The 13,015-nt window shown below is 37.4% G+C and carries 12 protein-coding genes and 1 pseudogene; 8 read left to right on the top strand and 5 right to left on the bottom strand.

Going from position 1 to position 13,015, the window contains the following annotated elements; genetic code table 11:
* The first annotated feature begins 374 nt into the window (after nt 1–374).
* Nucleotides 375–1,868, top strand: a complete 1,494-nt coding sequence (gene mqo, locus MUA51_RS09420) for a malate dehydrogenase (quinone) (RefSeq protein WP_262559568.1) — start codon at nt 375–377, stop codon at nt 1,866–1,868.
* 69 nt (nt 1,869–1,937) lie between these two features.
* On the opposite strand, the gene MUA51_RS09415 is transcribed toward mqo, so the two are convergent.
* Both MUA51_RS09415 and MUA51_RS09410 read right to left on the bottom strand, forming a co-directional pair.
* Complete coding sequence (locus MUA51_RS09415; RefSeq protein WP_262559567.1) at nt 1,938–3,305, bottom strand: sensor histidine kinase; 1,368 nt, start codon at nt 3,303–3,305, stop codon at nt 1,938–1,940.
* Nucleotides 3,298–3,975 carry a response regulator transcription factor gene (locus MUA51_RS09410; RefSeq protein WP_262559566.1) on the bottom strand — a complete coding sequence of 226 codons (678 nt, stop codon included), beginning with the start codon at nt 3,973–3,975 and terminating at the stop codon, nt 3,298–3,300. The genes MUA51_RS09415 and MUA51_RS09410 overlap by 8 nt, the downstream gene beginning before the upstream one ends.
* Nucleotides 3,976–4,155: 180 nt before the next feature.
* Here MUA51_RS09410 and MUA51_RS09405 point away from each other — a divergent pair, with 180 nt between their 5' ends.
* Together MUA51_RS09405 and MUA51_RS09400 are read left to right on the top strand one after the other, a co-directional pair.
* Nucleotides 4,156–5,220 (top strand): ABC transporter permease, encoded by a 1,065-nt coding sequence (locus tag MUA51_RS09405; protein ID WP_262559565.1) that lies wholly within the window; start codon nt 4,156–4,158, stop codon nt 5,218–5,220.
* Entirely contained in the window at nt 5,217–5,888 is a 672-nt protein-coding gene (locus tag MUA51_RS09400) for an ABC transporter ATP-binding protein (RefSeq protein WP_262559563.1), read from the top strand. The genes MUA51_RS09405 and MUA51_RS09400 overlap by 4 nt, the downstream gene beginning before the upstream one ends.
* A 49-nt stretch (nt 5,889–5,937) precedes the next feature.
* Here the strand turns inward: MUA51_RS09400 and MUA51_RS09395 are convergent, their stop codons facing one another.
* Complete coding sequence (locus MUA51_RS09395) at nt 5,938–6,873, bottom strand: YdcF family protein (RefSeq protein ID WP_262559562.1); 936 nt, start codon at nt 6,871–6,873, stop codon at nt 5,938–5,940.
* Nucleotides 6,874–7,012: 139 nt separating this feature from the next.
* On the opposite strand from MUA51_RS09395, the gene MUA51_RS09390 reads away from it, so the two are divergent.
* The 3 genes from MUA51_RS09390 to tenA all read left to right on the top strand — a co-directional run bounded on the left by MUA51_RS09390 (nt 7,013) and on the right by tenA (nt 9,784).
* Nucleotides 7,013–7,498: a MarR family transcriptional regulator TcaR gene (locus MUA51_RS09390; protein ID WP_262559561.1), complete on the top strand. Its 486-nt coding sequence runs from the start codon at nt 7,013–7,015 to the stop codon at nt 7,496–7,498.
* 109 nt (nt 7,499–7,607) lie between these two features.
* Entirely contained in the window at nt 7,608–8,999 is a 1,392-nt protein-coding gene (locus MUA51_RS09385; RefSeq protein WP_262559560.1) for a membrane-associated protein TcaA, read from the top strand.
* 107 nt (nt 9,000–9,106) lie between these two features.
* Nucleotides 9,107–9,784 carry a thiaminase II gene (gene tenA, locus MUA51_RS09380; protein WP_262559559.1) on the top strand — a complete coding sequence of 226 codons (678 nt, stop codon included), beginning with the start codon at nt 9,107–9,109 and terminating at the stop codon, nt 9,782–9,784.
* 45 nt (nt 9,785–9,829) lie between these two features.
* Here the strand turns inward: tenA and MUA51_RS09375 are convergent, their stop codons facing one another.
* Entirely contained in the window at nt 9,830–10,438 is a 609-nt protein-coding gene (locus MUA51_RS09375; protein ID WP_262559558.1) for a hypothetical protein, read from the bottom strand.
* 262 nt (nt 10,439–10,700) lie between these two features.
* Between MUA51_RS09375 and MUA51_RS09370 the strand changes: the two genes are divergently transcribed.
* Nucleotides 10,701–11,603, top strand: coding sequence for an alpha/beta hydrolase fold domain-containing protein (locus MUA51_RS09370; RefSeq protein WP_262559557.1), 903 nt, complete (start codon nt 10,701–10,703; stop codon nt 11,601–11,603).
* 253 nt (nt 11,604–11,856) lie between these two features.
* On the opposite strand, the pseudogene MUA51_RS09365 reads toward MUA51_RS09370, so the two are convergent.
* Nucleotides 11,857–11,949: pseudogene (locus tag MUA51_RS09365) on the bottom strand (hypothetical protein); the annotation flags it as partial.
* On the opposite strand from MUA51_RS09365, the gene MUA51_RS09360 reads away from it, so the two are divergent.
* Nucleotides 11,939–12,889, top strand: a complete 951-nt coding sequence (locus MUA51_RS09360; RefSeq protein WP_346657949.1) for a PTS sugar transporter subunit IIC — start codon at nt 11,939–11,941, stop codon at nt 12,887–12,889. The pseudogene MUA51_RS09365 and the gene MUA51_RS09360 overlap by 11 nt on opposite strands.
* Nucleotides 12,890–13,015 lie beyond the last annotated feature (126 nt).

Here is a 13,015-nt window from a genome sequence, read left to right as displayed (position 1 = left end):
TTTGATATCAGTTGTTTTAAATAGTTTGTTTGCCTATTACTTAGAGTCATCACTTAAAAAATCAGTAAATACAAGGATATATACCTGTGAAAATTAAAGAATAAATGATTTTTATATATGTGAATAATTTTTATAAGTAAGCGCTTTTTTATTAAGGTCTTTAGCGTTATAATTGAAGTATTAAGAATTTTTATATATTCAGCACTAAAGTTGCAGAGAGATGAGAATCACGTTGTCATTGACGAAGTGAGTAAAGCAACAGATTGTGAAAATGGGTAACACCTATTTTTGCCGGGGAAATCATCACACTTTGTATAACGTTGATTTTTATGTCACACAAAATATGAACAAACGAAAAGGGGGACTGGATTGTTATGAATAACTTACATAACAAGACAGATGTTGTGCTCATTGGTGGCGGTATTATGAGTGCGACGCTAGGTATGCTGTTGAAAGAAGTACAACCAGATTGGGAGATTAGTGTGTTTGAGCGTCTCGGAAAGTGCGCCGAAGAAAGTTCGAATGCATGGAATAATGCAGGAACAGGGCATTCCGCATTGTGTGAACTCAACTATACGAAAGAGCAGGCGGATGGTTCCATTGATATTACGAAAGCCATCCATATTAACGAACAGTTTCAAGTATCTAAGCAGTTTTGGGCGCATTTAGTTAAAACAGGGCAACTACCAGAACCTAAAAAGTTTATTCGTTCTGTACCACACATGAGTTTTGTGACAGGGACGGACAATGTACGTTTCTTGAAAGCGCGTGTTGAAGCATTGAAAGATAATAATCTTTTCAAAAATATGACGATTTCCGATGAGCCAGACACATTGAAAGAATGGATCCCATTAATGATGGAAGGCCGTCAAAATTTAACGACACCAATCGCTGCAACACGTGATTATTCAGGTACAGATGTGAACTTTGGTGCATTGACAGGACAATTGCTCACACGTATTGAAGAGCGTGGTGCAGGTGTTTATTATGAACATGAAGTGTTGGACTTGAAGCAAAATAAAGATAAGACATGGACGATTAAAATACGTGATATTAAGGAAGATAAGGTGTTTACAGTCGTATCTAAATTCGTCTTCATTGGTGCGGGTGGTGCAAGTTTACCATTGCTCCAAAAAACAGGTATTCGAGAGTCCAAACATGTCGGTGGTTTCCCGGTAAGTGGCTTGTTCCTTGTATGTAAAAATCCAGATGTTGTAGAAAAACATCATGCGAAAGTTTACGGTAAGGCAAAAGTAGGGGCACCACCAATGTCAGTACCTCATTTAGATACACGATATATTGATGGAGAACGTACATTGTTATTCGGACCTTTTGCGGGATTCTCGCCAAAATTCTTGAAACAAGGCTCATATTTTGACTTGATCAAGTCAGTAAAACCGAACAATCTCTTAACGATGTTAGCAGCGGGTGCAAAAGAGATTCCATTGACAAAATATTTAGTGCAACAACTGATGTTATCTAACGATGAACGTATGGATGATTTACGTGAGTTCGTGCCAAACGCTAAAAATGAAGATTGGCGTGTTGTAGTTGCAGGTCAACGTGTTCAAGTCATCAAAGATACAGATAAAGGCAAAGGGACATTACAATTCGGTACAGAAGTTATCGCATCTCAAGATGGCACATTAGCTGCATTGCTCGGTGCATCTCCGGGAGCATCAACAGCAGTGCCAGTAATGTTAGACGTCTTACAACGTACATTTGGTGGCACATTCTCTGAATGGGAACCAAAAATTAAAGAAATGATACCATCGTTCGGTACGAAATTAAGTGATGATAATGCATTGTATGAAACAGTCAATCAAGATGTTGTGAAATATTTACAATTAAATTCTGAAGCAAAATAAAAAGTAGCCATTGGATTGAAAAGACAGTTATCAAAAACGACTTTCTTTCAGCCAATGGCTTTTTTGTGTTTAAGTGTTTGGTAATGTCATAGTAAATACCGTACCAACGTTAGGCGTACTTTGTACATCAATGGTACCACCGTGCCGTTCAATAATAGATTGTGTAATTGACAATCCGAGTCCATTACTATCGGTATGTGAAGAAGCTTTGTAAAAGCGTTCAAAAATATGTGAGATTGTTTCTGGATCCATTCCTGGGCCATCGTCTTCAACTGAAATAACGATACCGTTGGTCTGTTGAGATAATTGAATGTCTATCATACCAAATTCTGGCGTGTATTTAACCGCATTGCGGATAATATTGCCAATCGCTTGAGTCAAAAGACGCTGATTGCCTGTATAGGAGATATCCGCTAATTCATAAACGAGACTCAGTGATTTTTGTTCGATTGTATAGCGTTCATTCGTCAATATATCTTGAATGAGCGTATTCAATTGGAAAGTCTCATCGAATTGGAGATGTCCCCCATTATCCATTTCTGATAAAAGCAGAAGTTGTTGTGTCAGCTGACTTAAACGATGGGTTTCATTGTAAATACGTTGAATAAACTGTGTTTGTATTTCTTGATCGGACTCATTTTGCAATTGTGTCAACAAATGGTGAATATGCGTTAAAGGTGTCTTAAACTCATGTGATACATTTTGAACAAAATGTTGGCGCATATCATCGAGTTGCTTGAGAGACACACGCATCGTATCAAAATGTTGTTGTAACGTACCAATTTCATCCGTCCGTGTAACAGCAATAGGCGTAGTAAAATCACCAGCCATCATCCGTTCTGTTGCAGTTTTTAATTGTTTAACAGGCTTAACCAATGCATAAGTCGACCAAATGACAAGAATGATTGAAAATGCTACGAGAAGGAAGATTAATACGACTAAGAAATAACGAAACTCTCCTAATAAATAATTGATGTCTGGACGTATAAAGACAGCATAGTTGCCCGATGTAGTTTCGAATCGCATACCGACAGTATTGCGTGACTCGTTATCAAAGAATCCTGTAATGACAGGATTAAACGGACGTTCACGAATACCATGATAGTCTTCTCCAGCGAGCACGTGATCAATCGTATTGTCATTCAAATTGTACTGACGAAATGCAGCGCCATAATGCTTAGTATTGTGCTTTTCATCAACTGCAATCACTTGGTAGTTTAAATCGCCAAGTAGGTTCAAATATTGAGAAAATGATGCTTCGTTATGCATGTTTTCGGAGCTATTTGCACGTTTCAATGTCGTCATGATTTTAGCATCATTTTGTTCCTTCAATACAAAGTGATAGTACACATTCGTAACGAGAAAGCTTAACATCGCACTAATCAACATAACAGTGATCGTGTAAAAGGCGAGACGATAGTAGAGTGATTTAAACATGATCTGTCACCCGGTATCCTACCCCACGCATTGTTTCAATTTGAATAGTTGCGCCCAGTTTTTTCAAACGCCCACGCAAGCGTTTAATGTGTACGTCAACTGTGCGGGTATCTCCTTCATAATCAAACCCCCAAATTTTTGTAATCAGTGTTTCACGTTCAAATACTTGTTCGGGATAGGCAATGAGTAAGTTCAATAATTCAAATTCTTTATTGGGAAGCACAAGCCCTTTTGACCCGATCTTAGTTGTACGTTCAGCTTGATTAATCACAACGTTGCCAAGTTCAATTTGTATTGCTGTTTGCACTTGATAACGGCGTAAGACAGCCTTAATACGAAACATCAATTCTGCCACTTCAAATGGTTTTGTGACATAGTCATCTGTTCCTGCTAGGAAGGCACGCTCTTTATCACTTAATGCATCACGTGCAGTCAGCATGATGACAGGGTAGTTATAATCGTATTTCAATGTTTGGCACAGTTCAAAACCATTCATACCATCCATCATAACGTCAACAATCGCAATATCAATGGCGTGATCAGCGACATAATCAAGCGCAGATTCCGCATTAGGTTGTGTCACTGCGTGGTATCCTTCACGCGTAATATGAGTAGCGACGTATGACAGAATATCTGGATCATCATCAACAATTAAACAAGTGATAGTCATAAGTATACCTCTTTCGTTTTCATATAAAGTCATTCTATCATAGCACACATGATGGTGGATGGAAGTACGTATTGGTGTTACCCGGGAAATATTTTAGAAAATGCCCAAGTTGTTCATATTGTGTTCATATAAGACCGATATAGTAGAGACATGATATGAACGAGAAGGGAGATATAAACAATGAAATTAGCGATATCAGAATTAACATTTTACAAATTTCGCTATGCACTCATCTTATTTATAGTTGTCTTATTAGCGAGCATGGTGCTATTTATTACAGGGCTCGCACAAGGATTAGCACGTGAAAATGTGTCTATGCTGAATGGTTTTCAAACAGATCGATATGTAGTTCAGAAAGATTCCGAGAACTTGTTAGAAAAGTCTCGATTCACACCTGAAACACAAGCAGAAATTGAAAAAGTGACTGAGGATCAACCGATAAAAATAGCCCAAGTGTCTACAAAGTTTAATGACTATAAAGAAGACATGTTGTTTACAAATATTCCTAAAAAAGAATGGCCACAATTAGAAAAAGGGGAGTACCCTCAAAACGAACGAGAAGTCGTTTTGAATAGTAAGCTAAAAGGGGAAGGGATTCAAGTTGGCGATTGGATTCAGATTCCAGAACGTGACCAAAAAATACAAGTCGTTGGATTTTTTGACCATGCGATGCACTCACACGCCAATGTAGCAATGATGACTGATGAAGGTTTGACACAAGTTGCAGGCAAACAGATAGCGACAGCAGTTTATCCATTGCATGATAGCGGTAAAGCGACAGTGACAGAACTTGAATCGATTGATGGTGTTAAAGTTGTAACAAAAGATGACTTGAAGGCAGCGATTCCGAGTTATCAAGCGGAACAATTACCGTTGAATATGATGGTTGTGAGTTTATTTGTGATTACAGCGATTGTCTTAACTGCCTTTTTCTATGTTATGACCATTCAAAAAACACCTGAAATCGGTATTTTGAAAGCAGTCGGCATCAAAACAGGTCATCTGTTATGGGCGCTTATTCTTCAAATATTATTCGTAACCATGTTAGGTGTCTTAATTGGCATTGGATTAGTCGTTGGATTATCGATGTTTTTACCAGCGACAATGCCATTTATTGTCACACCGACATTGATCATGTTGACGATTGTTATTTTTATTTTCGTCACATTAGTTGGTGCCTTATTATCATTTATCCGTGTTTATAGGATTGATCCAATCGAAGCAATAGGAGGCGGTGTTGCATGAGTTTAAAAGTTAAAAACTTAGTAAAGACTTTTGGTCAAGGTGATGCAGAAACAGTCGTTTTAAAAGGGTTAGATTTTGAAGTACAACCAGGAGAATTTGTCATTTTAAATGGCGCATCAGGATCAGGGAAGTCTACTTTACTAACAATACTAGGTGGCTTATTAACACCTTCTGAAGGACAAGTCATCATAGATGGGGAAGACCTTACACAATTGTCAGCAAAAGAAAGAACAGAGAAGCGTCTAAAGAACATTGGATTTATTTTTCAAGCTTCACATTTATTGCCGTATTTGAAGGTGAAAGAGCAATTGATTTTAGTCGGTCAAGAAGCCGGGATGTCTAAAAAAGAAGCCGGTACGCGAGCGACGACGTTGTTAGAGCAAATTGGTCTTGGTCATCGACTCGATGCTTACCCACACATGCTATCAGGTGGCGAGAAGCAACGTGTTGCGATTATGCGTGCATGGATGAACCAACCGAAGTTACTTTTAGCAGATGAACCAACAGCAAGCTTAGATGCAAAACGTGCCACTGAAGTTGTCGATATGATTAAAGCACAAGTACGTGATGAAAAGGCGATTGGGATGATGGTAACCCATGATGAACGATTGTTTGAATATGCTGATCGTATTTTTTACTTGGATAGTGGACAACTCGCTCAGAAATAAATTTAAAAGGATCCTACAAATGTTGTATCGACATGTTGTAGGGTCCTTTTTATAATAAGGTAGATAGGATTAGTAGAAGCGTTAAGGTAAACCACGCAACTGGATGATGTAATAATAACCCGCAATAATCATGTAAGTATGAACGTGCACGATAGCGTAATGGAGAGATAGCGCCATAACCGTTGGCGGGTAACTTCGATTGCTGTGCAATACGTAAAGCACGCATAAGATGGAAGTCACTTGTCACAATGATAGAGTGACTGTCAGTCTCTATAAGTGGCCGACTATATGTGATGTTTTCCTGTGTATTCGTCGATTGTGCTTCTAATAGAATATGCGTTTTTGATACACCTTGTTGAATTAAGTAGCGTTGCATTGCCAGTGCTTCTGAGATCGGTTCGTCCGCACCCTGACCACCACTGACGATCCACTGAGTATCCTTGTGTGAAATACTAAGCGCAGCATCAAGTCGTGCTTGTAACAATGGTGAAACTGATTCTGTCTCAATCCCTGCACCGAGTACTAGCAAAGTATCGGGTGCTTTTTTAGGGTGCGTATGTCTTAAATACCATGAAAAATACAAATAGTAAGGGAAACTCATCAGAAAGACGAGTGATAAGGCATATAACAGTTCAAACCAGAAGCGGATGAATGTTGGCATGATTGTTGAAAGGAGAAGACTTCCAACACACAGGCTTATGATAGCTATGATATAACAACTCAAACGCCACAAAAACCATCTCCCATCTGGTTGCGATAACAGGGAATCTCGTTGTTTTATAAAAAGAACTGTGAATAAAATAATTATTAAAAAGATGCCTTCATATGGTGGACGTTGTGTTGTAATACTGATCCATGCAGTGAAAACATTTATCCATAAAATTACTTGGAAAGGGATTAATGGTCCGTGTTTCCATGGGATATATTTCGCCATACATAAAAGAATAAGATATAATAATGTCATAATTGAATGTATGATGCCCATATTCAAGCTCCTTTATTAAAAATATATAGTCCATGATACTAAATTTTTGGGATATGGATAAGAATTAACAGTTTCTATATTAAGAAATGGTTGATAAAGGTGATGCGTTATGGGGATGAAAAACAGAGGAGTGCAAGCCATGTCAAATCATGACATTATGAATCAGCATATTCGTTTTATGGGTGAATTCATGACGAATATGAACGCCTTGACAGCGGGCGTCCTAAAAGATTTACGCGCACAATACGCTATATCAAATGAACAGTCAAGTGTCTTATTGATGCTGTCACACGAAAAAGCATTAACACTCACAGAGATTACGATACGACAAGGGGTTAACAAAGCAGCAGTCAGTAGACGTGTCAAGAAGCTTCTAGATTTAGAACTTGTGCAGTTTGCATATACGAATGATGATGCAGATCGACGATTGAAATATGTTGAGTTGACTGAATACGGGATGGACTTTGTGCATGACTCTCGAAACCTTATAACAGAGTTAGCGACAGAAGTGTTATCAGACATCCCACAAGATGAAATAGAAGAAACACGTGCAGTTTTAGAGAAAATTGATACACGTTTGAAAGGACTTGTGCGAAAGAGCGCAACTTCCAATCACCTAGAATAAAGTGGGTTTCATTATGTTTTTTATTGGCAAGTCTTAGGGTGAGATGTTATCTTTAGCATTCATGACGATGTGCTACGTGTGTGACTGGTATAAAAGTGGAGGTGGAACTATGAAGCAATGTCCTTATTGTCACAAACAACTGAATAAACAACAAGTATGCCAACATTGTCGACTACAAGTACATTTTGCTGTGGATCCACCGTCAAAAAACAAACAGTCTCAGACGCAGAAAACAGAAAATGACAAGTCATCAGAAAAAGGCACGAAATCTATAAAAAAATGGATTCCGTTTATTATTATAGGATTTATTACAGTTTTATTATTAATCTTATTTTTACTGTTGCGAAATTTTAACTCTCCAGAAGCACAGGCTAAAATTTTAGTGAATGCGGTAGATAACAATGATACAGCAAAAGTCTCAAACTTGATCAGTACGAAACAAAATAAAGTTGGACGTCAGGAAGCAGAACGATATATTTCATATATTAAAGATGAAATGGGTATCAAATCTTTTGAAAAGAAAGTACTACAACATGTAGAACAATTCGATGAAGGTTCCCCTGTGTCGTATGTTGTTAAGACTGACAAAAATCAAGAAATCTTACACATCAGTAAAAATGGGCGTCGTTATTTAATTTTTGATAATTTAAGCTTTCAAGCACCGATGAAAAAAGCTGTATTAAAACCAGATACAGAAGCCACATATGAGTTTTCTGCGAACGACAACAAAAAGAAAGTAATGGGTAAAGGGAAAGAAGCGGTTGAAATCGGACATTATATTCCCGGTGACTATGTATTGGACGTAACAAAAACAACATCACGTGGTACATATAAAGGCAAGTTAAAGTTTAATACTGGCTCAAGTGATCATGACACAGTCAATGTCGCAGAAGATTTTGAAGAAACGCGTGTGAAGGTACATTTGAAAAATGGGGATGCACTAGATGAAGGTACGCAAAAAGTTGTGATAAATGGAGAAACTTTAAATGTGACGAAAGATGATACGTATGGCCCATTTCCATTGAATAAAGACCTAACAATCACTGCGCAAGGTGAAATACAAGGTAAGAAATTTAAAGCGTCATCTCAAACGATTGCAGAGAAAGATGTGAAAGATTCCAATGAAGTCACTGTGGCATTTGACAGTGAAGCAATTGAAAAATATAAAAAAGAGCAAGAAAAAGATATGAAAGATAAAGTCAGTGATTTTATCAAAAAATATATTTCTGCACGCAACAAAGCAACTCAAAACAATCGCATCGAGGACATCAAGCCATATTTACTGGAAAACACTACATTTTATAAATCAATGACGTCGGATTTATCAAAACAAAAACCATTGCAAGATCCGCAAGTGACATATATTAATAAGTCTAAAAACTTTTATTCAGTCATTGTAGAAGCGGACACGAAACAAGGAGATTCTGTCCGTTCACATTACTTACTACAAGATGGTGAAAATGACAAAAACTTTAAAATCGTCAACTACGAAGCGTATTAAAAATCGTAGTGACGATTTTTTTATACAATCATTTCTTAGTTTCTGCTTGCATTTTGTAACGACATTTGAGATGTTGACATTGTTAAGATGAAAAGGGGTTGAAATTTATGACAACATTTACGGAAAGGTTGTTTAATCGTGTTGAACCAATTTGGCAAAGTTACTTGGAACATCCATTTGTAAAAGGGCTTGGTGATGGGACGCTTGACAAAGAGAAGTTCAAGCATTGGTTAAAACAAGACTATGTGTATCTCATTGATTATACACGTCTGTTTGCTTTAGGCGTTGCAAAAGCACGAGACTTAAAAACAATGACGCTATTCGGCACACTCGTTCATGAAACGTTGCATACCGAAATGCAATTACATAGAAATTATGCGGCAAAATTCGGGATTTCTGAACATGAATTAGAAGAAACATCGCCTGCCAGTACGACAACAGGTTATACGAGCTATATGTTAGATCATGCACAGCGTGGTGATATTGCACATGTCATTGCGGCAGTACTCACGTGTACTTGGAGTTATAACTATATTGGTCTTGCGTTGAATCAAAAAGAAGGCGCATCAGATCATCCGTTTTATGGTGAATGGATTCAAACATATAGTGATGATGCATTTACCGAACTTTCAGATGAATTGATAAAGATGATGGATTGTGTTGTTGAAGGTAAAAGCGAAACAGAATTGCAAGCGTTAGAAGATATTGTCGTGCGAACAAGTTATTATGAGTACATGTTTTGGGATATGGCAGAACATAAAGAAATGTGGCCAGTAGAAGATTAAATCACAAAGTCGAAGCGGCATCAATTCGGTTCGACTTTGTAATGTTTATAATCGTGTTCCAATTTTTCGATTGCGGAAGAACAAACTAATGAGATATAGAAAAGCAGCAATACCTGTATAGATAATCGCGTTGTGAACAGCATTTGATTCGGCAAGTAATGAGGTTGCTTCTATATTTCCAACTAAAGATTGTAATGGTTCAAGTGCACTTGCTAATTGTGTAGCGGCGTCACGAATGATGTATAGCAAGATAACTGGAATCAATAATACGCCTAATGACACAATAAAATTTAAAATTTTGAGTAATGTGCGATTAAATACAAGCGTTAATATCGCTAAAATAATATTGACGAAACATAACACGAAAAAGATATTGATCATTGATAATAACCGAGATAATTCTTCTTCAAAACTTGATACATCGATAAGCCCTTGGCTGCCTAGTTGTTGTGTGAACTGTTGGAATTGATGATAATTCACTTCTTGATTGAGAAAACTAGATGTAAACAAAGGGTCTCGGTACATACTGTAAGCGGCCATAGCAGTAAGGACCATGGCAATTAAAGTTAGAATAAAGCTCACCCACGAGCGTCGTTTTTTCGGTTGTCGCGTGTAATAAACCCTCTGTGTATCATTTAAGGTTGATTGATTCATAAATAGCCTCTTTTCTGTAAGCTGAATAGTGTAACAGCCCACAATAATGTATCATTATATTATAAGATATGAATCTTTCAAAGTTATTATATAAGATTCATCGAAAATGAAAGACAATATGATAAACTATACAAGAATCATAGCTATATTAGAGCGTGTACATGCGTGAATAAAAGCATAGATTTATCCTTAACACGCTTTCATTTATAGATATAGCTCATTATAATGTGTTTATAATAAAAAAATAAAGTGAGGGATCGTATTGAAACGAAATATTATGAGTAAGTTAATGGGGCGTTATTTGTCTCATCAACGACATATGAAATTTAAGACAGAGCCAGAGATAGAAGCTTTTTTAGATAAACGTCGCGCGTTAAACGAAGAAAAGCATAAACAACCCGACCAGATTAATATTAAATCTAATCTTGTTAAAGATAAATTTGATGAGATGCAAGTCTTTCGTTTTAATTTCGGTCATCACATTAAAAATAAAATTTTATATATTTATGGTGGTACGTTCGTATTACAACCTTCTGCATTTCATTGGCGTTTTATGGACAAGTTGGCATACGAAACATTACATGAAGTTGTGATGCCAATCTATCCGAAAGCACCAACTTACACATATCGTGAGACACACGCTGCCATTGAAGAAGCGTATCGTCGTTTATTGAAAGAAACAGAACCTGAAAATATTGTCATCATGGGTGATGCATCTGGTGGAAATATGGGGTTGAGTTTTGTTCAACATTTATTAAAACAAGATGAATTACCATTGCCAGGTAAACTATATTTAATTTCACCATGGTTGGATTTATCATTATCTAATCCCGATATTACAGAACAAGTACAAAAACAAGATCCAATTCAAAACATCTTCACATTACAACAAATTGCGAAAGTATGGGCAGGTGATTTAGAACGTAAAGATCCACGTATTTCCCCAATGTATGGTAGTATGCGCGGATTACCACCTGTGTATATGTTTGGGGGAACAAGTGAAATCTTTTACCCTGATATGTGTCAGTTACGCAACTATTTTGATGCAGAGCAACAGCCATTGCATTTCTATGAATACAAAGATATGGTAACGGCATTCCCACTTTATCCAATTGTGGAATCACATAAAGTATTGAAACAAATTCGCAAAACAATAGATCAATAAATAAGTTTTAAAAGAGCTGATCATACGTTTTTACGTATTTCAGCTTTTTTCGAACCTTTTTATGAAAAATTCAAAAAATTTCCGTGCAATTAATAAAAATATTTAGTAAAATAACTCTTATATAAAATTTTAGAAATAAAGTAGTTAATCAGTGGAAAAATTGTCAAAGGATATTTTCACTTTAGTAACCAAGCGGTTGGGATAAAAGCCTGCTTCTCAATCTCTTGAATTTTAAGACTAAGAGGAGAGATTCTATGGATTTATTGATTGGTACATTATTTTTGATTTTGGTTTTAGTTATTTTTACGTTATTTACTTATAAAGCACCGAATGGGATGCGCGCGATGGGGGCGTTAGCAAACGCTGCAATTGCGACTTTTTTAGTTGAAGCATTCAATAAATATGTCGGCGGTGAAGTGCTAGGTATTAAATTTTTAGGTGAACTAGGAGATGCGGCAGGTGGTTTAGGCGGTGTGGCAGCAGCCGGATTAACTGCCCTTGCGATTGGTGTGTCGCCTGTATATGCGCTTGTTATTGCTGCGGCATGTGGTGGTATGGATTTGTTACCCGGATTCTTTGCAGGGTATGTCATTGGTTATTTGATGAAGTATACAGAAAAATATGTGCCAGATGGTGTGGACTTAATTGGGGCAGTCATCGTTGTAGCTCCGCTTGCACGTTTAATTGCGATGGGCTTAACACCAGTGGTTAATAATACACTATTAAAAATAGGGGATATCATTCAAAGCTCGACAGATACGAACCCAATATTTATGGGAATTATGCTTGGTGGTATTATTACCGTAGTAGGAACGGCGCCACTGAGTTCTATGGCGTTAACAGCGCTGTTAGGCTTAACGGGTGTGCCGATGGCGATTGGTGCGATGGCAGCCTTTAGCTCAGCATTTATGAACGGGACATTGTTCCATCGCTTACGACTTGGTGATCGAAAAGATACCATTTCAGTGAGTATTGAACCACTATCACAAGCGGATATCGTATCAGCCAATCCGATTCCAGTCTACTTAACGAACTTCGTCGGTGGGGCAGCCGCAGGGCTTGTGATTGCGCTATCAGGTTTGATTAATGATGCCACAGGGACTGCAACACCGATTGCCGGCTTTCTCGTGATGTTTGGTTTTAATGACTGGTCAACAGTTGTGATGTACGGTGTTGTAATGGCAGTGATTGGCTTCATTTCAGGATTGTTAGGCGCTATTGTCTTCAAAAATTATCCTGTTGTTACAAAAGGAGAGATGATTGCGCGTGGTGAAACTGACGCGTAGTATGAAAAGGTCGATTGCCGTGTGGTTAATCGACCTTTTTTGTATCAAAATTCATCAAAAGCTTGTATTGGCGGTGAAGATTGTTATAGTGTAAATAAAACCAATGTCAAAGAATGAAGGGGATGT

It is taken from the genome of Staphylococcus sp. IVB6214 (assembly GCF_025558585.1).
Lineage (GTDB): Bacteria > Bacillota > Bacilli > Staphylococcales > Staphylococcaceae > Staphylococcus.
Note: the sequence above shows the minus strand (reverse complement) of the source record. Positions and strands in the feature narration are given on the sequence as shown.